At 70.2% G+C, this 24204-nt stretch carries 25 protein-coding genes and 2 pseudogenes; 20 read left to right on the top strand and 7 right to left on the bottom strand.

The features are described from left to right. The 6 genes from VFX14_12260 to VFX14_12285 all read left to right on the top strand — a co-directional run. The coding region (locus VFX14_12260; GenBank protein ID HEU5190454.1) for an ABC transporter substrate-binding protein at window positions 1-501 on the top strand (501 nt) is incomplete at its 5' end. A gap of 19 nt (window positions 502-520) precedes the next feature. Beyond that, window positions 521-1393 (top strand): branched-chain amino acid ABC transporter permease, encoded by an 873-nt coding sequence (locus VFX14_12265; GenBank protein ID HEU5190455.1) that lies wholly within the window; start codon window positions 521-523, stop codon window positions 1391-1393. Then, window positions 1383-2330: a branched-chain amino acid ABC transporter permease gene (locus VFX14_12270; protein HEU5190456.1), complete on the top strand. Its 948-nt coding sequence runs from the start codon at window positions 1383-1385 to the stop codon at window positions 2328-2330. Before VFX14_12265 ends, VFX14_12270 begins: the two co-directional genes overlap by 11 nt. Further along, entirely contained in the window at window positions 2327-3052 is a 726-nt protein-coding gene (locus tag VFX14_12275) for an ABC transporter ATP-binding protein (protein HEU5190457.1), read from the top strand. The genes VFX14_12270 and VFX14_12275 overlap by 4 nt, the downstream gene beginning before the upstream one ends. Window positions 3053-3054: 2 nt before the next feature. Then, window positions 3055-3759, top strand: coding sequence for an ABC transporter ATP-binding protein (locus tag VFX14_12280; GenBank protein HEU5190458.1), 705 nt, complete (start codon window positions 3055-3057; stop codon window positions 3757-3759). Between the two features lie 24 nt (window positions 3760-3783). Continuing rightward, entirely contained in the window at window positions 3784-5220 is a 1437-nt protein-coding gene (locus VFX14_12285) for an amidohydrolase family protein (GenBank protein HEU5190459.1), read from the top strand. A gap of 35 nt (window positions 5221-5255) precedes the next feature. Here VFX14_12285 and VFX14_12290 read toward each other — a convergent pair whose 3' ends face one another. From VFX14_12290 to VFX14_12300, 3 genes and pseudogenes are all read right to left on the bottom strand, one after another. Next, window positions 5256-5891 carry a DJ-1/PfpI family protein gene (locus VFX14_12290; protein ID HEU5190460.1) on the bottom strand — a complete coding sequence of 212 codons (636 nt, stop codon included), beginning with the start codon at window positions 5889-5891 and terminating at the stop codon, window positions 5256-5258. Between the two features lie 25 nt (window positions 5892-5916). Then, window positions 5917-6558, bottom strand: coding sequence for a DJ-1/PfpI family protein (locus tag VFX14_12295; protein HEU5190461.1), 642 nt, complete (start codon window positions 6556-6558; stop codon window positions 5917-5919). 4 nt (window positions 6559-6562) lie between these two features. Further along, window positions 6563-7374: pseudogene (locus tag VFX14_12300) on the bottom strand (helix-turn-helix domain-containing protein). Between the two features lie 111 nt (window positions 7375-7485). On the opposite strand from VFX14_12300, the gene VFX14_12305 reads away from it, so the two are divergent. The 13 genes from VFX14_12305 to VFX14_12365 all read left to right on the top strand — a co-directional run bounded on the left by VFX14_12305 (window position 7486) and on the right by VFX14_12365 (window position 20160). After that, on the top strand, window positions 7486-8187 hold the full coding sequence (locus tag VFX14_12305) for an isochorismatase family cysteine hydrolase (GenBank protein HEU5190462.1): 702 nt from the start codon (window positions 7486-7488) through the stop codon (window positions 8185-8187). Between the two features lie 7 nt (window positions 8188-8194). After that, entirely contained in the window at window positions 8195-8680 is a 486-nt protein-coding gene (locus VFX14_12310) for a MaoC family dehydratase (GenBank protein ID HEU5190463.1), read from the top strand. Further along, window positions 8680-9576: a CoA ester lyase gene (locus tag VFX14_12315; protein ID HEU5190464.1), complete on the top strand. Its 897-nt coding sequence runs from the start codon at window positions 8680-8682 to the stop codon at window positions 9574-9576. Before VFX14_12310 ends, VFX14_12315 begins: the two co-directional genes overlap by 1 nt. After that, window positions 9577-11184 (top strand): glycosyltransferase family 39 protein, encoded by a 1608-nt coding sequence (locus VFX14_12320; GenBank protein ID HEU5190465.1) that lies wholly within the window; start codon window positions 9577-9579, stop codon window positions 11182-11184. A gap of 108 nt (window positions 11185-11292) precedes the next feature. Beyond that, entirely contained in the window at window positions 11293-12459 is a 1167-nt protein-coding gene (locus VFX14_12325; GenBank protein HEU5190466.1) for an amino acid ABC transporter substrate-binding protein, read from the top strand. 57 nt (window positions 12460-12516) lie between these two features. Next, window positions 12517-13407, top strand: a complete 891-nt coding sequence (locus VFX14_12330) for a branched-chain amino acid ABC transporter permease (protein HEU5190467.1) — start codon at window positions 12517-12519, stop codon at window positions 13405-13407. Further along, a complete protein-coding gene (locus VFX14_12335) occupies window positions 13404-14348 on the top strand; it encodes a branched-chain amino acid ABC transporter permease (protein HEU5190468.1) in 945 nt (314 codons plus the stop codon). Before VFX14_12330 ends, VFX14_12335 begins: the two co-directional genes overlap by 4 nt. Before the next feature lies 1 nt (window position 14349). After that, the gene (locus tag VFX14_12340) at window positions 14350-15057 is read left to right on the top strand and encodes an ABC transporter ATP-binding protein (protein ID HEU5190469.1); all 708 of its coding nucleotides are present in this window, start codon (window positions 14350-14352) and stop codon (window positions 15055-15057) included. Continuing rightward, entirely contained in the window at window positions 15047-16489 is a 1443-nt protein-coding gene (locus tag VFX14_12345; GenBank protein HEU5190470.1) for a hypothetical protein, read from the top strand. Before VFX14_12340 ends, VFX14_12345 begins: the two co-directional genes overlap by 11 nt. Before the next feature lies 1 nt (window position 16490). Further along, on the top strand, window positions 16491-17114 hold the full coding sequence (locus VFX14_12350) for a class I SAM-dependent methyltransferase (protein HEU5190471.1): 624 nt from the start codon (window positions 16491-16493) through the stop codon (window positions 17112-17114). 47 nt (window positions 17115-17161) lie between these two features. Further along, window positions 17162-17827, top strand: coding sequence for an ABC transporter ATP-binding protein (locus tag VFX14_12355; GenBank protein ID HEU5190472.1), 666 nt, complete (start codon window positions 17162-17164; stop codon window positions 17825-17827). A 20-nt stretch (window positions 17828-17847) separates the two neighbouring features. Beyond that, on the top strand, window positions 17848-18858 hold the full coding sequence (locus VFX14_12360; GenBank protein HEU5190473.1) for a c-type cytochrome: 1011 nt from the start codon (window positions 17848-17850) through the stop codon (window positions 18856-18858). A 9-nt stretch (window positions 18859-18867) separates the two neighbouring features. Further along, entirely contained in the window at window positions 18868-20160 is a 1293-nt protein-coding gene (locus tag VFX14_12365; protein ID HEU5190474.1) for an aspartate aminotransferase family protein, read from the top strand. Here VFX14_12365 and VFX14_12370 read toward each other — a convergent pair. The 4 genes and pseudogenes from VFX14_12370 to VFX14_12385 form a co-directional block, all read right to left on the bottom strand. Continuing rightward, window positions 20144-21505 (bottom strand): MmgE/PrpD family protein, encoded by a 1362-nt coding sequence (locus VFX14_12370; protein HEU5190475.1) that lies wholly within the window; start codon window positions 21503-21505, stop codon window positions 20144-20146. The genes VFX14_12365 and VFX14_12370 overlap by 17 nt on opposite strands. Before the next feature lie 56 nt (window positions 21506-21561). Continuing rightward, the gene (locus VFX14_12375; GenBank protein HEU5190476.1) at window positions 21562-21711 is read right to left on the bottom strand and encodes a hypothetical protein; all 150 of its coding nucleotides are present in this window, start codon (window positions 21709-21711) and stop codon (window positions 21562-21564) included. Next, window positions 21698-21822 (bottom strand): annotated as a pseudogene (locus VFX14_12380) (alkyl hydroperoxide reductase). The gene VFX14_12375 and the pseudogene VFX14_12380 overlap by 14 nt, the downstream one beginning before the upstream one ends. Before the next feature lie 30 nt (window positions 21823-21852). Beyond that, on the bottom strand, window positions 21853-22392 hold the full coding sequence (locus VFX14_12385; GenBank protein HEU5190477.1) for a peroxiredoxin: 540 nt from the start codon (window positions 22390-22392) through the stop codon (window positions 21853-21855). A gap of 173 nt (window positions 22393-22565) precedes the next feature. Here VFX14_12385 and VFX14_12390 point away from each other — a divergent pair, with 173 nt between their 5' ends. Next, window positions 22566-23915: a hypothetical protein gene (locus VFX14_12390; GenBank protein ID HEU5190478.1), complete on the top strand. Its 1350-nt coding sequence runs from the start codon at window positions 22566-22568 to the stop codon at window positions 23913-23915. The last annotated feature ends 289 nt before the right edge of the window (window positions 23916-24204 follow it).

The raw sequence follows: 24204 nt of genomic DNA on the forward strand, positions 1-24204 counted from the left end.
GGCGACTCCAAGCTCATCGCGGAAACCGCGGCTAAGCTCCGGGTGGGCGTGAACGCGCTGGTGGGACTCGCCAACGCCGCGTACTCGAACCCCCGCTTCATCGCCGAGAACCGCGAGCTCACCGAGCAAATCTTTGACGGCAATTACTGGCACAATCCGCAGAGCGCGCGGGCCAAGGCGGTGTTCGAGGCCTATCAGAAGCGCTTCAGCTCGCCCATGTCGAACCACGGCGTGCAGGGCTATCAGGTGACGTTCGTCCTCAAGGACGCGCTGGAGCGCGCGGCGTCGATCGATCGCGACAAGGTGCGCGACGCCATCGCGAAGACCAATCTCACCGATCACATCCTCACCCAGGACGCGATCCGCTTCGACGACACCGGCGAGAACCCGAACGCCATGCCGGCGCTGCTGCAGGTGCAGAGCGGGAAGCCGACCGTGGTGGGGCCGGCGCGCTACGCCGAGGCCAAGCCGGTGTTCCCCGTCCCCAAGTGGAAGGGATAAGACCCGCCGAGCGCGGGCATTGAGCGGGCTCCTCTTCCAGGCCGTCGTCAGCGGACTCCTGCTCGGCGGCGTGTACGGGCTCGTGGCGAGCGGGCTCACGCTGATCTTCGGCGTGCTCCGCATCATCAACTTCGCGCACGGCGCGGTGATGATGCTGGGGATGTACGCCTCGTACTGGCTCTGGGTCTGGCTGGGCGTGGATCCCTACCTCTCCGTGCTGCTGACCGCGCCCGCCTTCTTCGTCCTCGGCATGGGCATTCAGCGGGTCGTCATCGAGCCCAACCGCGCCGCCGCCGAGCACAATCAGCTTCTGCTGACACTGGGCCTGGCCCTCTTTCTTGAGAATCTCGCCCTCGTCCTCTGGCAAGGCGACTTCCGGACGCTCCGCGTCCCCTACGCCAACGCCTCGTTCGTGATCGGGGACGCGCTCGTCGAGGTGTCGCGCCTGGTCGCCGCAGGCGGCGCGGTGCTCATCGCGCTGGCGCTGTTCGTGTTCCTCCGCCGCACCGACGTGGGCAAGGCCATCCGCGCGCTGGCCGAGGAGCGCGAGGGGGCCATGCTGGTCGGCATCGACGTGGCGCGCATCCGCGCCGTCGCCTTCGGCATCGGCTCGGCGTGCGTGGCGGTGGCGGGCGCCCTCATCACGCCGTTCTTCTACATCGCCCCCGACGTGGGCGAGTCGTTCAACATCATGGCCTTCGTGGTGGTGGTGCTGGGCGGCATGGGGAACTTCATCGGCGCGCTCGTGGGCGGGCTCATCGTGGGCCTGGCCGAATCCCTCGGCGCCGCGCTGCTTCCCGGCTCGCTCAAGCAGCTCGTGGTGTTCGTCATCTTCGTGCTGGTCCTTCTCTTCCGGCCGGAAGGCCTCTTCGGGGGCGCCCGTGGCCGCTAGGACCCTGGGCGCGCTCGCCGCCGTCGTCCTGCTCGCGGCGCCGCCCCTCTTGCCGAAGTACCCGCTCGAGATCCTGATCAGCATCCTCTTCTACGCCTATCTCGGGCTGGCATGGAACATTCTCGGCGGCTTCGCCGGGCAGTTCTCGTTCGGCCACGCCGCCTTCTTCGGCATCGGCGCCTACACGTCCACCTTGCTGCTCCTCCGCGCGGGCGTGTCGCCCTGGCTCGGCATGCTCGCGGGCGGGGCCCTCGCCGCCGCGTTCGGCCTCTTCGCGGGCTATCTCTCGTTCCGCTACGGGCTCCGGGGGCCGTACTTCTCGCTCGTGACCCTCGCCTTCGCGGAGATGCTCCGCGTGGTATCGGTGAACGCGAAGGTGGTGGGCGCGTCGCTCGGCCTCGTGATCCCCACCGGCGCTCCCGCGCCGTCGCTCTTCGTCTTCGCGGGCAAGCTCCCCTACTACTACGTGATCCTCGCCATGACGGTGCTCGCCCTGCTGATCAACGGTGGTATTGCGCGCGGACGGCTCGGCTACGCGCTGATCGCGGTGCGGGAGAACGAGGACGCGGCCGAGGCGGCGGGCGTGAACGCCCTCGGCGGCAAGCTCGCGGCGATGGTGCTGTCCTCCTTCCTCACCGCGCTCGGCGGCACCTTCTACGCCCAGTACTTCGCCTACATCGACCCCACCATCACGTTCGGTCCCGCCATCTCCATCCAGGGACTGCTCCCCGCCATCGTGGGCGGCGCCGGCACCGTGCTGGGACCGCTGCTGGGCTCCTTCGTGCTCACGCCGATCTCCGAGCTGACGCGCGCAGGGCTGCGCGGCCGCGCGGGGGCCGACATCATGCTCTACGGGCTGGTCCTCATGCTCGTGATCTCGTTCCTGCCTCAGGGCCTGATGGGCTGGTGGCGGGTCGTCCGCCGCCCGGGGCGATGAGCCTGCTCGAGCTTCGGGGGCTGGGCAAGCAATTCGGCGGGCTCACCGCGGTGACGGGCTTCGACCTGAGCATCGCGCCCGGCGAGATCGTGGGCCTCATCGGCCCCAACGGCGCGGGGAAGACCACGGTGTTCCACCTGGTGGCCGGCTATCACTGGCCCACCTCGGGGACCATCCGCTTCAAGGGCGCGTCGATCGTGGGCCTCAAGCCGCACGCCATCTGCCGCCGCGGCCTCGCGCGCACGTTCCAGCTCGTGCAGCCCTTCTCCGGCCTCACCGCGGTGGAGAACGTCATGGTGGGCGCGTTCAACCGCGAGCGCGACGCGGCGTCGGCGCGGCGGCGCGCGGAGGAGATCCTCGACCTCGTCGGGCTGGGGGGCAAGCGGTCGGTCCCCGCGCGCGATCTCACGCTGTCCGATCGCAAGCGCCTCGAGATGGCGCGCGGGCTCGCCACCGGGCCCGATCTCCTCCTGCTCGATGAGGTGATGTCCGGCCTCAATCCGACGGAGATCGAGGCCATGGTCGGGCTGATCCGCGCGATTCACGGCCGCGGCGTCACGCTCCTCATCATCGAGCACGTGATGCGAGCGGTCATGAGCCTCTCGCATCGCCTCGTGGTGCTGCACCACGGCGTCAAAATCGCGGAGGGGCCGCCCGCGGCGGTGGCCCGCGACCGCCGCGTGATCGAGGCGTACCTGGGCGAGGAGGGGGGCGCCGGGTGAGCCTGCTGGAGCTGCGGGGTGTGGACGTGGCCTACGGCGATCTGCCCGCGCTACGCGGGGTGTCCATGACCATCGAGGAGGGCGAGATCCTGACCGTGGTCGGGGCCAACGGCGCCGGCAAGACCACGATGCTGCGGACCATCTCCGGCCTCCTCCGCCCTCGCGCGGGCGAGATCGTGCTCGACGGCCGGCGCATCGACCGGCTCCCGAGCCACGACGTGGTCGCGGGGGGCGTGGTGCAAGTGCCGGAAGGCCGCAAGATCTTTCCGAGCCTGTCCGTCCGGGAGAACCTCGAGCTCGGCTCGTACGCGCGCCGCGCCCGGCCGCACCGCCAGCAGAGCTTGGCCGAGGTCTTCGCCCTGTTCCCCATTCTGAGCGAGCGGGCGCGCCAGGCCGCGGGGACGATGTCCGGCGGGCAGCAGCAGATGCTCGCCATTGCCCGCGCCCTCATGGCGCGCCCGCGCCTCCTGATGCTCGACGAGCCCTCGCTGGGGCTGGCGCCGTTGGTGGTGCAGGAGATCTTCCGCACCATCGCCGCCATCAACCGCGCGGGCACCACCGTGCTCCTGGTGGAGCAGAATACCCGGCAGGCGCTGGGGCTGGCCCGGCGCGGCTATGTCCTGGAAAATGGCCGCGTCGTGCTGGAGGGTAGCGGCCGCGACCTGCTCGGCAACGAGCACGTGAAGCGCGCGTATCTCGGCATGTAGCGTCTCTCGCGAGGAGGACAAGCCATGGCACTCGATCTCGTCATTCGCGGCGGGCAGGTGATCACTCCCCAGGGCGTGGGTCTCTGGGATATCGGCGTGGAGGGCGAGCGCATCTCGGCCATCGCCGCCCCCGGTACGCTGCCGGCCGGCTCGGCGCGCGTCATCGACGCCACCGGCAAGATCGTCACCCCCGGCGGCGTGGAGCCCCACGCGCATCTCGCGCACTCGATCATGTCGCACCCTGAGGAGCCGTCGGAGACGCTGGGGCCCGAGGAGGACACCAAGGGCATGGCGTGCGGCGGCACCACCACGCACATCGACTTCGCCTACGTGCGGCCGGACGCGGGTGACGTGATGCCGGTGGTGGAGCGGCGGGCGGCGCGGTGGAAGGGCAACTCCCACGTGGACTACACCTTCCACATCACGCTGGCGGGCGCGCTGCCGCTGCGCATCTTCGAGCAGATCCCCGAGGCCATCCAGCAGGGCTTTCCCTCGTTCAAGGTCTTCACCACCAACGTGCTGCCCCCGCACCCCAAGCGCGCGGGCAATCGCATCGACTTCGGGCGCATCTACCACGCCATGGAGAAGGTCGCGCCCGCGGGCGGCCTGATGGTGGTGCACGGCGAGGACGAGGACCTCGTGCAGTTCAACTACGAGCGCTTCCGCGAGGAGAAGCGCATGGAGGGGACGAACCTCCACCTCGTCCACACCAAGCTCTCGGAACAGCTGGCCTTCCGCCGCACGATCGCGCTGGCGCGCGCGGCCGGCGCGGGCGTCTATTTCGTGCACGCCTCGGCCAAGGAAGGCGTGGACGCCGTCGCAGAGGCACGCGCGGCCGGCCTGCCCATCTATGCGGAGACCCTCCATCAGTACGCCTGCTTCAACGCCGAGTACTACAAGAGTCCCCGCGGCTTCTGCTCGCACACGTACCCGTCGCTGAAATTCCCGGAGGATCAGCAGGCGCTGTGGGACGGGCTCGTGCACGACGCGGTGTCCACGCTGGCCACCGACGAATACCCCACCAATCTCGAGCTCAAGCTCAAGGGCAAGACCATCGAGGACGTCACCGGCGGCAACCTCGGCGCCGAGGCGCGCCTGGGCATCGCGTGGACCGAAGGCGTGAGCAAGCGCGGCATGACCCTCACGCGCTTCGCGGACATCACGGCCACCAACGCCGCCCGGATCATGGGCCTCTATCCGAAGAAGGGCGTGCTGGCGCCCGGCAGCGACGCGGACATCGTCCTCATGGACCCGACGATCCGGAAGGCCCTGACCAAGGACGATTTCCACGTGTCGGACTACAGCCCGTGGGAAGGCTGGCCGATCACCGGCTGGCCGGTGCTGACCGTCCTGCGCGGCAAGGTCATCGCCGAGCGGGGCAAGCTGCTGGGCTCCACGTCGGACGGTCGGCTGCTCACGCGGAAGATCGACAACACGATCCTGGCGCGGCCGGCGGTCTAGCGGCGCTTCCCGAGGCGCGCGCGGAGGACGGCGGCTCAGGCGAAGGGGTCGTCGTCCTCCCGCTCGTGCCAGACGTACTCCATGTTCCGGGCGGCGGCGCGCGCGGCGTCGCGGCCGTGGAGCCGGGCGATGAGCGCCAGCGTCATGTCGATCCCGGCGGACACGCCGGAAGAGGTGACGAGGTTGCCGTCGTCGACCCAGCGGGCCTTGCGGCGCCAGAGCACCTTCGGCCCCTGCGAGAGCACCCACTCCCAGGAGATCTTGTTGCTGGTGGCGGGCCGGTCGTTCATGAGGCCGGTGCGGGCGAGCAGCGCCGAGCCCGTGCACACCGTGGTGGTGATGGGCGCGCGGCGGCTGATCGCGCCCAGCTTGGCCAGGAACGCCTCGTCGTTGACGGCGGCGCGGGTGCCGAACCCGCCCGGCACGACCAGGATGTCGAAGTCGGGTACGTCGTCGAACGTGTAGTCGGCGTGGGTCGACGGACCCTCGCCGCTCTTGATGGGGCCCGTGCGCTCCGCGACGGTGAAGACCTGGAAGAAGCGGTGCAGCGTCCCGTCGGGCTTCGTCACGCGGGTGGCGCCGAAGGCCTGCACGGGACCATAGACGTCCAGCACCGTGAAGCCGTCGAAGAGCACCACCGCGACGCGCTTGACTGCGGGCAGCTCGGTCATGGCTCGTCTCTCCTGGTGATCCGGGTCAGGCGGCCGCGCCGGCGGCGCGCGCGAACAGGCGCATCGCGCGGTCCATCGCCTCGGCGGGCGCGGTGGCCGGCGAGCCCGCGCGGAACGGCGGAGCCGGATCGTATTCGATCATGAGCTGAATGGTCTGCGCCACCGACTCGCCGGCCACCAGCGCCGCGAGGCGCAGCGCCATGTCGATGCCGGCGGAGACGCCCGCGCCGGTGATGACCTTGCCGTCGCGAACCATACGTTCTTCAACGGGTTCGGCCCCAAAGTCGCGCAGGGCGCCGAGGGCGGCCCAGTGCGTGGTGGCGCGGAGCCCACGCAGCAGCCCGGCCGCGCCCAGCACGAGCGCGCCGGTGCACACCGACGTGGTCCAGGTGCTGGTGGTGTGCGCGCTCGTCAGCCACTCGCTCACCAGGGAATCGGTCATCACGGGCCGCATGTTCATCCCGCCCGGCACCAGGATGATGTCCGGGCGCGGCACAGCGGCGAGCGTGTGCTCGGCGAGCAGGGCCACGCCGGCGTCCGTGCGCTTGGGGCCGGACGCGCTCGCGACGGGGAACACCTCGGCGCCGGGCAGCGCGGACAGGACCTGCAAGGGGCCGATGGCGTCCAGCGCGGTCATCCCGTCGAAGAGAAGCAACGCGATCCTCATGGCTTCAAGCCTCTCGTGCGCCCCGGAAGTGGGCGCGGTAGTGACCGGGGGTGACGCGCAGCGTGCGGCGGAACGCCCGGTGCATGGTCTCGACGGTGCCGAAGCCCGCGTCGCGCGCGATCTCGGCCAACCCCGCGCTACTGGACTCGAGTTGGCGTCGCGCCGACTCCACCCGGGCGCGCTCGACGTAGACCGCCGGTGTGAGGGCGAGATCGCGGCGAAATGTGCGGGCGAAGTTGCGCGTGCTCATGCCCGCGCGCCGCGCCAGCGACGACACCGACAAGTTCTCCGCGGGATGGTCGGCGATGAAGGCCTGGAGATCGCGGAGCGGCGCGCGCTCGGCGAGCTGGCTCCCGAGCTGGACGCTGAACTGGGATTGCCCGCCCGGCCGGCGCAGGAACAGCACGAGCCAGCGCGCCACCTCGAGGGCGATCCCGCGCCCGAGATCCTCGTCCACGAGATCCAGGGCGAGGTCGATGCCCGCGGTCACGCCCGCGGACGTGGAGACGGCCCCTTCGCGGACGAAGATCGGGTCCTTCTCCACGCGGACGCGGGGGTGGCGGCGGGCCAGCTCGTCGCAGGCCGACCAGTGCGTGGTGGCGCGGCGGCCATCGAGGAGCCCGGCCTCTCGCGATCGGCCACGAGCCCGAGGCCGCTCCAGGTACGCACGGCGCCCGCTGTCGGGGCGACCACCTCGATCTGATAACGCTGGTCGGCCTTTCGCGCGAGCCGGCTCGCGATCGAGAAGACCTCCACCGGTCCGGTGACGTCGAGCGGCTGCACCCGGGGGAAGGCGAGCACCGTGACCTGTCGCATGCCTCGAGGATGCGCCCGGGCCGCCGTGGCCGCAACGCCAAAGCCATGACGAATCCGGCCATGCGCGCCCGGCCGCGCCGTCCCCGGGGCTGAGGTAACATGGGGCCCGCCATGGCCGAAACTCCTCGAAGCGATTACGCCCATCAGTTCAATCCCCCCTGGACGCTCGACCCCGCCCGCGTGGCCCTGGTCGTGGTGGACATGCAGTACGCGAGCGCCTCGCGGCGCGAGGGCCTGGGGCGCCTCCTCAAAGACCGCGAGCAGGAGGCCTCCGGCGCCTATCGCTTCGAGCGGATCGAGACCGTCGTGGTGCCGACCATCCAGGCGCTGCTCGCCTTCTTCCGCGAGCGTGGTCTGCGCGTCGTCTACCTCACGGTGGGCTCCGAGATGCCGGACTTCAGCGATCTCCTGCCGCACATGCGCCCCTTCGCCGAGAGCATCGGCAACACCGCGGGCCGCCGCGAGCACGAGATCCTGGATGACCTCACGCCGGCGGCCGGCGAGCCCGTGCTCAACAAGACCACCATGAGCGCCTTCCACTCCTCGGGCTTCGAGCGCCTCATGCGCGCCTGGGGCGTGGATCAGCTCTGCTTCACCGGCGTGTCCACCAACTCGTGCGTGGAGGGCACGGCTCGCGACGCCGCGGACCGTGGTTTCCAGGCGCTGATCGTGGAGGACGGCTGCGGCGCGGCGAGCGGGCGCCTGCACGAGGCCACCTGCGAGAACTTCGCGCGCCTGCTCGGTCGGGTGGCGCGCAGCGACGAGGTCCGCGCCGAGCTGGCCGCCGCCCTCGCCCGTCCCGCCCTCCGCTGATCGACGTTTGCCCGCTCTTTTTACCCGAAGGGGAGGAAACATGGCCGGCAAGCTCTTCGAGGAGCTGTCTCTCGGGCAGGTGTTCCAGCATCAGCCCGGCCGCACGGTGACCGAGGCGGACAACATCTGGTTCTCCTGCCTCACGATGAACCCGCAGCCTTTGCACGTGGACTTCCACGCCGCCCAGAAGGCCGAGTTCGGCAAGCCACTGGTCAATAGCCTGTTCACCCTGGGGGTGGCGGTGGGCCTGTCGGTGGGCGAGACCACGCTCGGCACCACGGTGGGCAATTTGGGCTTCGAGAAGGTCGAGTTCCCCAAGCCGGTGTTCCACGGGGACACGATCTACTCGGAGACGGAGGTGGTGGAGAAGCGCGAGTCGCGCTCGCGCCCCGAGTGGGGGATCGTCATCTTCGAGCATCGCGCCAAGAATCAGCACGGCGATCTGGTGATGCGCTGCCGGCGCGCCGCCATGATGCGGCGGCGGGGGGCCTGATGGCCGCTCGCCTCCGGCGGTCGCTGCACTTCGTGCCCGGCGGCAACGAGCGCATGATCGCGAAGGCGATCACCGGCCCCGCCGACGGGCTCATCCTCGACCTCGAGGACGCGGTGGCGCCGGAGCGAAAGGCGGCCACCCGCCCCATCGTGCGCGACTGGCTCGAGCAGCTCGACTTCGGCGGCCGGGAGCGCTGGGTGCGGATGAACCCCATCTTCTCCGAGCACGGGGAGCACGATCTCGAGGAGACCATCGCCGGGCGGCCCGATGGCTACGTGGTGCCCAAGCCCCGACACGCGGGCGACATCCGGCGCATCGCCCAGATCCTCGACAAGCTCGAGCAGCGGCACGGGCTGCCCCACAGCTCCACGCGCCTCACCCTCATCGCCACTGAGACGCCGGAGGGCCTGCTCAATATCCGGGACGTCGCGGCAGCGAGCGCGCGCATCGCGGTGGTGTCCTGGGGGGTCGAGGACCTCTCCGCCGCAATGGGGTTGCCGCGGGTGCGCGACGCCGACGGCCGCTACCTCGACATCCCGCGCTACGCGCGCGTGATGTGCGCGGTGGCGGCGGCGGCGGCCGGGGTGGAGGCGCTCGACACTGTGTATACCGACATTCACAACCTCGAGGGGCTGCGCCGGGAGTGCGAGGAGGGTGTGGCGATGGGCTTCACGGGGAAGATATCGATCCATCCCGTGCAAATCGAGGTGATAAACTCCGTGTTCACACCGTCCCGCGCCGAGGCCGAGGAGGCTGCGACGCTGGTGTCCGCCTTCGAGGAGCACGCGCGCCGGGGGGCGGGAGCCTTCGCCTGGAAGGGACAGATGATGGACATGCCGCATCTCACGCGGGCGCGCAAGATTGTCGAGCGGGCGCGACACGCCGGGGTGATCTGAGTGGCAGGACGCCGGACCCTCGCGGTGGCCGCGCTGCTGCTCGTGGCCGCGGCGGTGTTCGTGCTGCCCGTGGGCCGCCGCCCTCTCTACAACCAGGACGAGGTGCGGTACGCCATCCTCGCCCGCGACGTCGTCGAGCACGGCCGCTGGTTCTTGCCGCGCGTGCGCGACGAGGTGTACCTCAACAAGCCGCCGCTGTTCTTCTGGACGGTGGCGCTCATCTCGCTGCCCTCGGGGCGCGTGTCGGACGTCTCCGCGCCGCTGGTCTCCGTCGCCGCCGCTCTCATGGGCGTCCTCGGCGTGTTCGCCATCGGCCGCCGGCTCTGGGGCTTCGCCCCGGGCCTCGCCGCGGCCGCCGTGCTCGCCGCCATGCCGTTCTACTTCTTCATGGCGCATCAGGTCCTCACCGACATGATGCTCACCGCGTGGCTGGTGTGGGCGCTCTACTTCTACTTACGCACGGTGCCGCCCGCGCCGGCGCCGTATGCCTGGGTGGGGTTCTATCTCTGCGTGGCCGGTGGACTGTCCACCAAGGGGCCCGCGGCCCTCCTCGCCCTGCTGGCCGCGGTCATCACCAGTGCCGTCGTGGATGGGCGCGCCGGGCTGCGGGCCCTCCGGCTGCCGTGGGGGCTGGCGCTGATCGCGCTCTCGACGCTGCCGTGGCTGGTGCCGTATCTCATGCAGACGGAGAGGAGCTACACCCAGTCGGTGCTCGTCACCGACTATCTCGCCTGGTACTTCCGGCTCCACGGCGACTCGCGCTTCGCCGCCCTCGGCGCCTACCTTGCCGGCTTCCTGCCGTGGGCGCTGGTGCTGCCCCTGATGGCGCACTGGTGGTGGGTGGCGAAGCCCGACCGTAATCGGCGGCGCTTGCTCACGTGGTCGGCAGTCTACACGGTGGCGGTGGCCATCTCCGCCGCGCAGCGCTCCCGCTACTTCCTGCCCGTGCTCCCCCTGCTCGCCTTGTTCTTCGGCGAGTTCTTCGTGCGCGCGCCCGAGGCGGGCGCCCGCGGCGTGCGCCGGCTCCCCCTGCTCGCCGGCATCTTCGTGGTGATGGCGCTCGTCGCCGGCGTCGCCATCATGTGGGCGCCGCCGCACTTGAGCGCCAAGGGCGGCGACTGGGTCTACCTGCCTGCCGGGGGGCTCGAGCGTGGCCTGATGGCGAGTCTGCTCTTCGCCGGCGCTCTCGGCAGCCTGTGGGTGGCGTGGCGTCGGGCGGGCGGCTTCGCGATGGCGACGTGCTGGGCGCTGGCGATGATCGCCGTGCTCGGGCTCGAGGGCGTCGGCTATCCAAGCCGCTACGCCGAATGGTACGGAGTCAAGAGCTTCGCCGAGCGCGTGCGCAAGGAGCGGCCGGTGGAGCACCTGGTGGTCGCGTATCCCGACGCCAACCTCGCCTTCGACTTCTACCTCCGCCGCTCGATCCGCGAGCTGCGGCGCCCCGATCAGCTCAGGGCGATGGTGGCACAGTCGGCCGATCGCCACACGCTCCTGCTCCGCGAGGACCGGTGGACCTCGCTGCGCGCCGAGGCGGATCCATCCTGGCGCCCCGTCGCCTCCGCCGTGGTGGGAGGCCGACCCTTCGTGCTCCTCCGGAATTTCGAGTAGTCGACATTGCCGGCGCGGGTCGCTGTGCCCGCCTTGACAGCGGCCCGTAAGATTGCTAAAAGTAAGCGCAATTCCCCCCGGAGGAGGACCACGATGATGAAGAGAAACTTGGGCGCGACCGCTCTGCTTGCTGCCGCCATACTGGCCCTGGCATGGCCCGCTGCCGCGCAGGCCCCGATCAAGGTCGGCGCCTCGATATCACTCACCGGCACCTACGCCAAGCCCGGGACCTACCAGAAGGAAGGCTACGAGCTCTGCGCCCAGGAAGTGAACGACAAGGGCGGCGTGCTCGGGCGCAAGGTCGAGTTCGTGTTCTACGACGACCAGTCCATGCCGCCGACCGGCGTGCGCCTCTACGAGAAGCTCATCACCGAGGACAAGGTGGACGTGGTGATGGGCCCGTACTCCTCGGCCATCTCCGAGGCCGTCGCCAACGTCACGGAGAAGTACAAGAAGGTGATGGTGGCGCCGCTCGCCGCGACCACGTCGATCTTCAAGAAGGGCCGTAAGTACGCCTTCATGATCATCTCGCCCGCCGAGGTGTACCTGGAGGGCCTCGTCGATCTCGCGGCGAAGCGTGGGCTGAAGACCATCGCGATCGTGAACGAGGACACGCTCTTCCCCAAAACCGCCGCGGTGGGCACCGCGGAGCTGGCCAAGAAGAAGGGTCTACAGATCGTGCTGCAGGAGGCGTACCCCAAGGGCAACACCGACTTCTCGGCGCTGCTCACCAAGATCAAGGCTGCGAACCCCGACGTCATCGCCGCCTCCACCTACTTCGACGACGCCGTCGCCCTCACGCGGCAGATGAAGGAGCTCAACCTGAATCCCAAGATGTACGGGGTCACGGTGGGCGGCGACATCCCGGAGTTCTACGACCTCCTCAAGCAGAACGCCGAGTACATCTACGGCGCCACTCAGTGGGAGCCGACCCTGCCCTATCCGGGGCAGAGGGAATTCATGGCCGCGTACACGTCGAAGTTCAAGCACGAGCCGTCCTATCACGCGGCGGCGGGCTACGCGGGCTGCCAGATCTATCTGGAGGCGGTGAAGCGGGCGGCCGCTCTCGACGCCGACAAGGTACGTGACCAGCTCCTGAAGCTCGAGATGCGGACGATACTCGGCGACTTCAAGGTCGACGCCGACGGCTTCCAGACCGCGCACAAGATGGTGCTGTTCCAGTGGCAGGACGGCAAGAAGGTGACGGTGTGGCCGGACGACATGGCCGCCGGCGCCAAGGTTCGCTTTCCCACACCGCCGTGGAACCAGCGGTAACCGGGTGCCGCTGATCGCGCCGGCCGGAAGCGCCCGCCGGGTCTCCGGCGGGCGTTCATGCGCCCGGCCGTGATGCCTCACGTCACGCCGATCATGCTGGGCCAGGTGATCGTCTCCGGTCTCCTCGCCGGTGCACTCTATGCGATGGTCGCGCTCGGGCTGGGCCTGATCTTCGGCGTGATGCGCGTGCTCAACGTGGCCCACGGGCCGCTCCTCATGCTGGGCGCCTACGTCACGTACTGGCTGTTCAGCACGGTGGGGCTCAATCCCTACCTCTCCCTGCTGGTCTCGATGCCGCTGGTCTTCCTGGTCGGTGTCGCCCTCCAGCACGTCTTCGTGCGGCGGGTGGTGGACGCGCCCGAGCTGTCCTCGCTCCTCCTCACCTTCGGCATCTCGATCGCGCTGGTGAACCTGGCCCAGCTCGCCTTCACCTCCGACCTGCGGTCGGTGGAGTTCCTCACCGGCTCCTTCCTCGTCGGACCCTTCGCCTTCTCGAAGTCGCGGGTGATCGCGTGCCTGTTCGCGGCGGGGATCACCGCGCTCGCCTTTCTCTTCCTGCAGAAGACCAGGCTGGGGAAGGCCATCCGCGCCGTCTCCCAGAGTCGCGAGGTCGCGCAGGTGTGCGGGATCAACGTGCAGCGCATCCACCTGTTCGCCTTCGGGCTGGCCTCGGCGCTCGCCGCCGCGGGGGGGACGCTGGTCGCGGTGATGGTGGCCATCCAGCCCGAGATGGGCGCGGTGTACACGTTCAAGTCCTTCCTCGTGATCGTGCTGGGCGGGGCCGGGAACTATCCGGGCGCGCTGCTGGGCGGCCTTCTCCTGGGCCTGGTCGAGCAGCTCGCCTCGTTGTTCCTGACCACCCAGGTGAACGAGGCGGTGGCCTACGTCCTCCTCGTGCTGGTGCTCTTGCTGCGCCCCACCGGCCTCCTGGGAGGCCGCTCCACGTGACGCTCGCCGCCGAGCTCCGGCGCTGGGCCCGGTGGTTCCTCCCCGGCCTCGCGGTGCTCCTGGTGATCCTCACGGTGTTCCCGATCTGGGCCACCGGCTACGGGGTCCGCGTGATGCTCCAGCTCTTCATGTGGATCGCCCTGGCCCAGTCGTGGAACCTCATCTCGGGGCTGACGGGCTACGTCTCGTTCGGCCACGTCGCCTTCTTCGGCATGGGGGCCTACACCACCGGCATCCTCGTGACCAAGGGCATGGCGTGGCCGCTGGCCGCGCTCGCCGGCGGCGCGATGGCGGTGGTGCTGGCGTTCGTGATCGGCTGGCCCTGCCTGCGCCTCAAGGGCCCCTATTTCGCCATCGCCATGCTGGGATTGAACGAGGTGCTGCGGGTCGCCGCGTCCTACTTCGAAGGCCTGACCGGCGGCGGCCTGGGCCTCTCGCTCCCCACCCTGGACGCGAGCGTGCGCATCTACTACGCGATGGGCCTGGTCGCGATCGCCGTCACCGCGCTCACCCACGCCATCGTGACCTCGCGCTTCGGCCTGCGCCTCATGACGATTCGCGAGGACGAGGTGGCGGCGGAGGCGATGGGCATCGACACGTTCCGCTACAAGGTCTACGCGTTCCTCCTGTCCGCGGCGGCGCCCGGCATCGTGGGCGGCCTCGCCGCGCGGGACATGGGCTACATCGAGCCCATCTCGGTGTTCCCCCTCATCACCACGATCACGATGATCGTGATGGTGCTGTTTGGCGGCAAGGGGACGATCTGGGGGCCGGTCCTCGGCGCGGTGATCCTGTTCACGTTCCAGGAGCTCGTGTGGGCGCACTTCCCCCACGCGCACCAGGTGCTGCTGGGCGCCATCATCATCACGGTGGTCCTGGCGATGCCCCGCGGGATCCTCGGGGTCCTCCAGCAGAAGTACAACCTTCCGCGGACGGTCTGACGTGCCCGGTCCCATCCTCCAGGTCCGCAACCTGATGAAGAGCTTCGGCGGCGTCACCGCCGTCAACGGGGTGTCGCTGTCGCTCGAGGCTGGGAGGATCTACGGTCTCATCGGGCCCAACGGCTCGGGCAAGACCACGCTGTTCAACTGCATCACCGGCATCGAGCGCCGCGACCAGGGCGCCATCGGCTTCAAGGGCCGCCGCATCGACGGGCTGAAGCCACATCAGGTGTTCCACCGGGGGATCGGCCGGACCTTCCAGGTCATTCGCGTGTTCCCCGAGCTCACGGCCCTGGAAAACCTCTTGGTCGTCACCGGCGGCGACTACGCGCGCTCGCGCAAGCGGGCGGAGGAGCTCTTGCGCTTCGTCAAGCTCGAGGGGCTGGCCGACGAGTACGCGGGCAATCTCTCCTACGGCCAGCAGAAGCTCGTGGAGTTCATTCGCGTGCTCATGACCGACCCGGAGTTGATCCTGCTCGACGAGCCCGCGGCCGGTGTCAACCGGACCCTGCTCAACGAGCTGCTCGACGCGGTGCGGGCGCTCCGCGACCGCGGCAAGACGGTGTTCCTGGTCGAGCACGACATGAAGGTCGTGATGGGTCTCTGCGAGACGGTGTTCGTCCTCGACCACGGCGAGAAGCTGGCCGAAGGTCCTCCGGGCGTCATCCAGTCCGACGAGCGGGTGATTGAAGCTTACTTTGGCCGCTAGCGCCCTCCTCGCGGGGTATCTCGGCTGGCGCTCGCTCGGCTGGCCGCTGATCCACGACGCACCCCTGTTCCACTACATCGGCTGGCTGATCGGGCAGGGGCTGGTGCCGTATCGCGACATCTTCGACATGAACCTGCCGGGGATCTACCTGGTCCACTGGGCGATCGTCGCCGTGCTGGGCGCCGGCGATCTCGCGTGGCGCCTGGTCGACCTCGGCTGGCTCGCCGCGACGGCGGGGGCGCTGTTCGCCTTCTCTCTGCCGCTCGGTGGGCGCGAGGGCGCGGCGGCCTCCGCGATCCTGTTCGCGCTCTACCACCTCGCCGGCGGCGCCTGGCGCGCGGGGCAGCGCGACTTCCTCCTCTGCGTGTTCCTCGCTGCGGGCGCCTCGGGTCTCGCGCGCGCGTGGGATCGACCCGGCCCGCTCTGGCCGCTGGCGCTCGCCGGCGCCGCCTTCGCCACGGCGTTCACGCTCAAGCCCTATGGGCCGGCGCTGCTCTGGCTGGGCGGCATCGCGGCGGGGGCGTTCGCGGCTCGGCGGGGCGGGCGGGCGGCGCTGGCCGGCGCCGGCGCCACCGCGGGGGGGGGACTGGCGGTGCTGGCGCTGGTGTTCGGGTGGCTGGCGTGGCGCGGCGGCCTCGGCGCGTTCGTGGACGAGTACAGGGAATATGTGCTGCCGTTCTACGGATTCCTCGGCCGCGAGCCCCTCTGGCAGGCGGTGGAGGGTCACGCGTACGCGCGGCCGCTGATCGTCCTGCTGGGCGCGCTGGTGCTCTGGGGATCCCTCGTCCCCTCCCGCCCGGCCTTCGGCATCCGGCGTCCGCTGGCCGCGCTGGGGATCGCCGCGGGGCTGTTCCACTTCGTGATGCAGGGCAAGGGCTGGGAATATCACCTCTCCCCGCTCGCCCTCTTCCTGTGCGCGCTCGTCGCGCCGGCCTTCGCCGTGCGCGCGCGGCTCGTGCGCGCGGCCGCCGTCGTCCTCTTCGCGGCCACCGCCCTGGTCCTGGGCGCCAAGGGCGTGCAGGCGATGGACGCCCCGTGGATCGACGACAAGGCGCACCGCGTCGCCGCGCTCGCGCGCGACCTCGCCCCGCGCGTGCCCCCCGGGGCCACCGTCCAGGTCATGGACACCACCGCGGGCGGCGTGCACGCCCTCCTGCGACTGGGCGTGCGCCAGCCCACGCGCTTCATCTACGACTTCCACTTCTTCCATGACGTTGCGGACCCGCGCATCCAGGGCCTCCGCGCCGAATTCCTGAGGGGCCTCGAGCGCGGGCGCCCGGCCGCGGTGGTCGTCATGCGTGAGACCTGGCCGCGGCCCGGCTACGAGCGGCTCGAGGCGTTTCCCGCCCTGCGGGACCTGCTGGGGCGCAACTATGTCCTCGCCGTGGACGGCGACGGCTACCGGATCTATGCGAAGCGAAGCGGTTCATAGTGTGATCCGCGCCTACGACGACTGGGTGGTCCGCGCCTACTGCTGGGGCCGGTTCGGGATCCTGCGCCAGCGCTTTCTCGACGAGATCGGCCAGTACTTGCCGGAGCGCGGGCGCGTGCTCGACGTGGGCTGCGGCTTCGGGCTCTTCTCGCTCTACTATGCGAGCGTGCGGCGCGGGCTCGTGGTGGAGGGCCTGGACCGGAATCCCCGCCGTATCGCAATGGCGCAGGCCGCCGCCGCGCGCCTGGGTCTCACGAACGTGCGCTACGAGGTGGGGGATGCCACGGGCTTTCGCGGCGGCGCGCTCTACGACGCCGCCTACATGCTGGACATCGTGCATCACATTCCGATGGAGGCGGTTCGCCCTTTGCTCGAGCAGCTCGCGAAGGCGCTCCCGGCGGGGGCGCGGCTCATCGTGAAGGACGTGGACAGCCGCCCCGCCTACAAGCGCTGGTTCACCCACGCGCTTGACCTCGCCATGGACCCGCGCACCCCCGTGCACTACTGGCCGGCGGAGGCGCTGCAGGCGGTGCTGGAGTCGGTCGGCTTCCGCGTCTACCGCCATCTCATGGTGGATCTGTTCCCGTATCCCCACGTCCTCTACGTGGGGGAGCGCCTGCCGTGATCTCGACCCTGCTGCGCGCGGAAGCCCTCACCGCGGGCTACGGCAAGATGGCGATTCTCCACGACGTCACGTTCATCGTGACGCCGGGCGAGCTCGTGGCGGTGATCGGCCCCAACGGGGCCGGCAAGTCCACCGCGTTCAAGGTCATCGTCGGCTTCCTCAAGCCGACCGAGGGCCGGGTGCTCTTCGACGGCGACGACATCACCGGGCTCCGCCCGGACCAGGTGCTGCGCCGGGGGCTCGCCTACGTGCCCCAGGGGCGAATCGTCTTCCCCCAGATGACGGTGCTGGAAAACCTCGAGATGGGGGCTTACATCGAGCGTGACGCCCGGAAGATCCGCGACTCGCTGGACCAGGTCTACGCGCTCTTCCCGGTGCTGGCCGAGCGGCGCCAGCAGAAGGCCGGCACCATGTCGGGCGGCGAGCAGCAGATGGTGGCAATCGGCCGGGCCCTCATGACCCACCCCAAGCTGGTGCTCCTGGACGAGCCCTCGCTGGGGCTTTCCCCGAAATACGTCGCCCTCATCTTCGAGAAGCTCGTGGAGATGAAGAAGAGCGGGTACACGCTCATGGTCGTGGAGCAGAACGCGGCCAAGGCCCTCTCGGTGGCCGACCGGGGCTATGTCCTGGAGCTCGGCCACAACCGGTTCGACGGCGCGGGGCAGACGCTGCTGGTCGACCCCGAGGTCAAGCGCCTTTACCTCGGCGGGTGAAATAAAGTACAATCCGCGCCATGCGCGTCGGCCGATTCGTGCTCACTATTGCCGTCCTCGCCGCGGGAATTCTCATCGGCTTCCTCGGTTGGTCCCAGAATTCCACCGCCAAGACCGAGCAGGTCGATGCAAAGGTGCCGCACGAGCGGCCGGATCCACACGTCCTCGGCGGCAAGCAGGTGTACGTCCAGTACTGCGTGACCTGTCACGGTGAGGCGGGCAAGGGCGACGGGCCGGGCGGGGCCAATCTCCCCATCAGGCCGCAGAATCTCGCCGACGGCCGCGTGATGAACGCGCTGCCCGATCACATGCTCGTGCGCGCCATCGGCGAGGGCCCGCAGTCCATCGGGCTCTCGAACCTGATGCCGGCGTTCAAGCCGACGCTCTCCGACAAGCAAATCCACGACGTGGTCGCCTACGTTCGCACCCTCGCCGATCCGCCCTTCGATCCCAAGGGGGTGCTCCCCGTGTCCGAGAAGCGCGAGGGACCGGTGCAGCCCATCTTCTTCAGCCACGTGATCCACGCGGGCGCGTTCAAGATCGACTGCCAGTACTGCCACACGGGTGCCCGGCGCTCGGCGACGGCCGGACTGCCCTCGGTCGAGCGCTGCATGGGCTGCCACAAGATCGTCGCCGCGCAGGGCAATCCCGAGGTGCAGAAGCTCCACGGCTTCTGGGAGCGCAAGGAGCCCATCCCCTGGGTGCGGGTGTTCAAGGTGCCCGAGCACGCCAAGTTCGTGCACAAGAACCACATCCAGGCGGGGCTGCCGTGCCAGACCTGCCATGGCCGCATCGAGGCGATGGAGCAGGTGACGGGCGGCGTGACCGGGCAGACGCTTCTGAACGACATGAAGAACCTGGCCCTGGTGCCGAACGAGCCCAACAAGCTCACCATGGGCTGGTGCGTCGAGTGCCATCGCGCCGCCAACGGCGGGCAGCTCGCGAGCCTGACGTGGATCCCCAAGCCTCTGCCCAAGCTCAGCAAGGACAAGTTCAACGCCCCGCTCGAATGCATCACCTGCCACCATTGAAATAGCGTAGTGGCTTCACCGGCCGAGCGGGCCCAGCGGGTGTTTCCGGGGGGATCGCTCGGCGAGTACAACCTGCCGCCCGAGCTGGCGGTGGTGCTGGCCCGCGGTGAGGGCGCCACGGTGTGGGACACCGAGGGACGCGCCTTCCCGGACTTCACCATGGGCTGGGGCTCGGTGCTGCTGGGCCACGCCCATCCCGCCGTCCTCGAGGCCGCGCGCGCCGCCGCCGCCGCCGGCTCCAACTTCGCCTACGTGAGCGCCCCCGCGCTGGCCCTCGCCGAGGAGATCGGGCGCGCGCGGCGCGGCGCCGAGCGCGTGCGCTTCTGCGCCTCGGGCACCGAGGCCACCGCGCACGCGGTGCGGCTGGCCCGCGCCTTCACGGGGCGTCCGCGCGTGCTCAAGTTCGAGGGCGCGTACCATGGCGCCAACGAGGTGGGCACGGTGAGCCTGTTCCCGACGCGGCTACTCGAATTTCCCGCTGGCGAGCCCACCTCGGCCGGCGTGCCGCCGGGCGCGGTGGCCGACGTGCTCGTGGCGCCCTACAACGATCTCGCCGCCACCACCGCGATCGTCGAGGCGCAGGGCGACGCCCTCGCCGCCATCATCGTGGAGCCGCTGCACCGCTGCACGTCCCCGCGTCCCGGCTTCCTGGCCGGCCTGCGCGACCTGGCCACGAAGCGCGGCGTGCTCCTCATCTTCGACGAGACCGTCACCGGGTTCCGGCTCGCCTACGGCGGCGCTGCGGAGTACTACGGCGTCGAGCCCGACCTGGCGACGCTCGGGAAGGCGCTGGGCGGCGGCTATCCGATCGGCGCGGTGGCCGGACGCGCCGACGTGATGGATCTCGTGCGCGAGGATCGCCTGGGCGCCGACGGACGCTATGTCTGGTGGGCGTCGAGCCTCGGCGGCAATCCCGTGTCCTGCGCGGCGGGGCTCGCCGCGCTCGGCGAGCTGCGCCGCCCCGACACGTACAAGCGCCTCTTCGCCATCGGCGAGGCGCTGCGCGCGGGGCTGCGCCGCGTGCTCGCGGAGGCGGGGGTCACCGCGCACGTGCAAGGCGACGGCCCGCTCGCCGCCGTGGTGTTCACCGCGCGCGAGGTCACCGACTACCGGAGCGCGTTCGACTCCGACCGGCGGCGGGCGCGGGCCTTCCTGCTGGGGCTGTTCCGGCGGGGCATCTTCCTCAATCCGATGTCCACCAAGCTCTATCTCTCGCTCGCCCACGACGAGCGGCACATCGCGCGCTTCCTCGAGGCGGCGGCGGGCGCCCTGCGCGACCCCGTCGCTACAGGATCGCCGTGAAGCTGCGGAGGTCGGGGCAGCCTTCCAGGCCCTCGACCATCTCCCGGACGGTCTCCACGCGCTCGGGGCTCAGCACCACGGCGGCGCAGCTCTCGAACTTCTCGCGGAGCTGATCGGCGCTCAGCGGGTTGCCTGGGTGGCCGGGCACCGGGCGCGGGCCGATCTCGAGGGTGCGCCCGTCGGTCAGCCGGACGCGCACGCGGGACCACATGTGCCGCTCGAGGTCGCCGGGGATCTCGGGGTCCACCGTCACGCGTACCCGCGGCAGCAGCGCGCGGATCGCAGGATCCTGCACCTTCTCGTCGCTGAAGGTCTGGATGCCGAGGCGCTCCTCCACGAGGGCGGCGGCCGCCGCGAACTCGCCCGAGAACTTCGCCTCCAGTCCGGTGCGCGGATTGGAGTGGATGAGGATGTGTGGCACCGCGGCGTTCACGCCCACCGAGACCTCGGCGATGTCGCCCGCCCGGAGGGCATGACGCTGCCGCAGCTCGCGCGCGCTGTCGATGATGGAGTGGGTGCACGCGCACGAGGGATACGGCTTCACCGCCACGCCGGTGGTGAGGATCTTCCACGGGCCGCCGAGGGTGGCGAGACGCTCCGGCTTGAGGCTGCCCGCCCCCAGCACGTTCAGGAAGCCCTGCGGCCCTTCCAGCGCCTGCTCGGACGCCGTCCAGCCCTCGCGCGCGAGCAGAGCGGCGAGGATGCCGCTGCGCGCAGCGTGCCCCGCGTGGAACGGCTTGGTCATGGTGCCGAAGTTCTCCTTGAGGCCGGAGGACTGCGACGCCGCCACCGCGAGGGCCATACGCGTCTGCGCCGCATCGAGGCCCAGGAGCCGGGCCGCCGCGGCCGCGGCGCCGAGCGTGCCGAGCGTACAGGTGGCGTGCCAGCCGTGATGGTAGTGCGCGGGGTTCAGCACCTCCGCGAGCGTGGTCTCCACCTCGAAGCCCAGCAGGAAGGCGTGGAGCAGGGCGCGGCCATCGGCGAGGGCCAGCTCGCCCGCGGCGAGGCCGGCGGCGAGCACGGGGGCGGAGGGGTGCCCCATCATGCCGAAGTTGGTGTCGTCGAAGTCGAGGGCGTGCGCGGCGGTGCCGTTGGCGAGCGCCGCCCACGTCGCCCCCGTGCGGAGGCCGCCCGCGCCGACGACGGTGGCGAGCGGCGCGCCGCCCTCGGCTTCGGCCACCCGCCGCACGAGCCGCGCGGGCTCCTCCACCGCGCCGGCGAGCATCACGCCCAGGGTGTCCAGGATGGCCCGGCGCGCGGCGTCCACCGCCTCCGCCGGACATTCCTCGAAGCGGCTCTTCACCACGAACTCGGCGATGGCGGCGGTGGCGCGGACGTCGGGCATGGCGGGACTCCTCCTCGGATGGCGTGCGCCGAGCGTAGCCCGGCCCCCGGCCGAGGTCAATCCATCTCGAGGGAGACAGCGTAGAGCGTCGCCGCGATGCGGACCGCGTCGTTCACGTGCTCGGGCGTGAGCCCGGCGTCGGTGACCGCCTTCTCGTGGGTCGCGCACGCACATCTCGGGCACGGCGTCGCGCAGCCGCGGGTCACGGGCGGCGATGGCCGAGGCCACCGCCACCCCAACCGCTGAGGCTCGGAGAGCGCGCCGTCCTTGAGCACGAACTGGATGTTGAGCCGGATGTCCCTGGCCGCGTCCGGCAGCGCGGTACGGCGTCTCCAGCGCCTCCATGATCAGGCGGCCTGAAGCGTGGGCTCGCCTTTCTGCCAGTTGCAGGGGCAAAGCTCGTCAGTCTGCAGCGCGTCGAGCACGCGCAGCACCTCGTCGACGTTGCGGCCGACCGAGAGGTCGTTGGCGCTGGCGAAGCGGATCACGCCCTCGGGATCGACGATGTAGGTCACGCGGAGCGGCACGCCCTCCGTCTTGTGGAGAATGCCGAGCGCGGTCGAAAGCGCGCGCCGGGTGTCGGCGAGCATGGGGAAGGGCAGGGACTTGAGATCCGGATGGTCGCGGCGCCACGCCAGGTGGACGAAGTGCGTGTCGGTGCTCATCCCGAGCACCTGCGCGTCGCGATCGGCGAAATCGGCGCTCTTCTTGCCAAACTCCGCGATCTCGGTGGGACAGACGAAGGTGAAGTCCATGGGCCACGCGAAGAGCACCAGCCACTTGCCCGGATAGCTCCGGTTGGTGATGGGGGCGAACTCGTGCCCCTTGTCGAGGCTCACGACGGCCTGAAGGGCGAAGTCGGGGAGGCGATCTCCGACGGTCAGCATCTATGGCTCCTTTGGGTATGGGATTGTGTGTCGAGCGGCCGAGCGTTCTGGGCGTCCAGCCACTCCTTCCGATCCGGGCGGCAAGGCCCGGGATTCCGCCTCGCGAAGATTTCTTAGGGCCACCTAAGAGGCCGCGAACCAGAGCCCCCGAAGCCCCGGGGTATGATCGGGCGATGCGCCGCCCGCCCCGCTTGCTACGCGCCGTCCTCCTCGCCGCCGCGTCGGTCCTCGCGCTGGCCGGCGCGCGCCCCGTCGCCGCGCAGCTCTTCTTCTCGAGCGAGCCGGACTCGCCCGCCCGCATCGGCCCGCTCATCGTGCGGGCCAGCGTGGCCCCCGGCCGCGACACCACCGACATCGACATCCTCTGGAGCGTGTCGCTGCCGCCGCGGGCGAGCCTCCCGCCCCAGCCGCTCTATCTCCTCTGGCCCGGCGAGGTCTCGGCCCCGGTGCCGGGAGGCAAGCCCGACCCGGCGCTGGCCAAGGCGGTGACCGATCTGGGCTTCGACGTGGTGGGCGAGGGGCGGCTGCCCCTCTACACGCAGAACCTGTCCGATCCGGACGCCGCGGCCAAGGCGCAGCCGGTGGAGGGCGGCGCGCCCTACGTGACGTTCGTGCAATACGGCGGCGCGCTGGGGCTCTCGCCGCCCGCGACGTGGATCCAGATCCCGGCGACGCCCCGGCTCGCCGATCCGAAATGGCTCATCGAGCTCCGGATGCAGAGCCACGCCCTCGTGAAGCCGCGCCAGGCGAGCTGGCTCGAGCGCGTGATCCAGGGTCAGCGTTATATGCTGACGATCAGCTTCAACGAGGTGCGGGACCGGCCGCTCTTCCCCATGTACTTCGCGCACCGGGACCGCGCCCTCCACCTCGCCGACGCGCCCGCGGAGCTGGTCATCCACTTCCCGCAGTCCGATCAGCTGAAGATCGACGACGTCTATCCGCGAACCACGATCCGGCGCCTCTCCGAGACGCTCGAGAGCACGGAGGTCGTCTCCCTGTTCCTCGACACCTCCGAGGGCATCTCGCCCCAGCACCTCTCGATCCAGTACGGCTACTTCTCGAAGCTACAGGGCGCCCTGCTGGTGATCGTGCCCATGCTCTTCCTGGCCCTGGGCTACGCGGTGGGTCCGGCGCTTGGCCGCGTGGGGGCGCACATTGCCTCCAGCCTCATCACGCATGTGTACCTGGGCGGCTGGAACCGCGCCCCTCGCGACCGGGTGAGCGGGACGCTGCTCGGCGACGACGTGATCGCGCGGATCGTGCCCGGCCGCACGACGCTGGACGAGGTGCTCGCCCTCGCGGGGCCCGACGCCGAGCGCAACGAGCGCCTCGCGCCCCAGCGTGGCCGCACGCTCGTCTATCGCGGCCGCCGCGTCCGGCCGCAGACGGGCCGCATCGTGGGGTGGTTCTCGACGGTGCGGCACTTCAATGTCGAGGAGCAGACGGTCACGATCGACTTCGACGGCGACATCGTCAAGAACATTCAGGCCGAAGTACGTCGCTCCCGCTCCCAGACCGGTTAGAGGGGTAACCGTCCAGCGAGAAGGGTCCGGATGCGAGGCGGCGCCCGAAGGCCGCCCCCGACGCGTACGCATCGTACGTTGAGGGGGGGCCGAGGGCGCCAACGAAGCAGATGGGCCCTTATTGCTCGACGGATGCGAAGCGGTTGGGGAACTGCTTCGTGATTGCCGCGGCGAGCGGATCGGCGATCTTGCCCATGTGGCCGGCGGCGGTACGAACGCTCTTCCAGGCCTTGGCCTGATCGCCGGCGGCCTGCACGTCGATGACCTCCTTGAGCGTCACCACGTGGTG

The sequence above is a fragment of the Candidatus Methylomirabilota bacterium genome (assembly GCA_035764725.1).
GTDB lineage: Bacteria > Methylomirabilota > Methylomirabilia > Rokubacteriales > CSP1-6 > DASRWT01.

What these genes read in the sequence shown, in the direction of transcription:
- VFX14_12360 (HEU5190473.1), top strand. Translation starts at nt 17,848, where the DNA reads ATGCGCGTCGGCCGATTCGTGCTCACTATTGCCGTCCTCGCCGCGGGA.
- VFX14_12295 (HEU5190461.1), bottom strand. Translation starts at nt 6,558, where the DNA reads ATGAGGATCGCGTTGCTTCTCTTCGACGGGATGACCGCGCTGGACGCC.
- VFX14_12330 (HEU5190467.1), top strand. Translation starts at nt 12,517, where the DNA reads ATGCGCCCGGCCGTGATGCCTCACGTCACGCCGATCATGCTGGGCCAG.
- VFX14_12305 (HEU5190462.1), top strand. Translation starts at nt 7,486, where the DNA reads ATGGCCGAAACTCCTCGAAGCGATTACGCCCATCAGTTCAATCCCCCC.
- VFX14_12385 (HEU5190477.1), bottom strand. Translation starts at nt 22,392, where the DNA reads ATGCTGACCGTCGGAGATCGCCTCCCCGACTTCGCCCTTCAGGCCGTC.
- VFX14_12285 (HEU5190459.1), top strand. Translation starts at nt 3,784, where the DNA reads ATGGCACTCGATCTCGTCATTCGCGGCGGGCAGGTGATCACTCCCCAG.
- VFX14_12390 (HEU5190478.1), top strand. Translation starts at nt 22,566, where the DNA reads ATGCGCCGCCCGCCCCGCTTGCTACGCGCCGTCCTCCTCGCCGCCGCG.
- VFX14_12370 (HEU5190475.1), bottom strand. Translation starts at nt 21,505, where the DNA reads ATGCCCGACGTCCGCGCCACCGCCGCCATCGCCGAGTTCGTGGTGAAG.
- VFX14_12315 (HEU5190464.1), top strand. Translation starts at nt 8,680, where the DNA reads ATGGCCGCTCGCCTCCGGCGGTCGCTGCACTTCGTGCCCGGCGGCAAC.
- VFX14_12355 (HEU5190472.1), top strand. Translation starts at nt 17,162, where the DNA reads ATGGCGATTCTCCACGACGTCACGTTCATCGTGACGCCGGGCGAGCTC.
- VFX14_12275 (HEU5190457.1), top strand. Translation starts at nt 2,327, where the DNA reads ATGAGCCTGCTCGAGCTTCGGGGGCTGGGCAAGCAATTCGGCGGGCTC.
- VFX14_12290 (HEU5190460.1), bottom strand. Translation starts at nt 5,891, where the DNA reads ATGACCGAGCTGCCCGCAGTCAAGCGCGTCGCGGTGGTGCTCTTCGAC.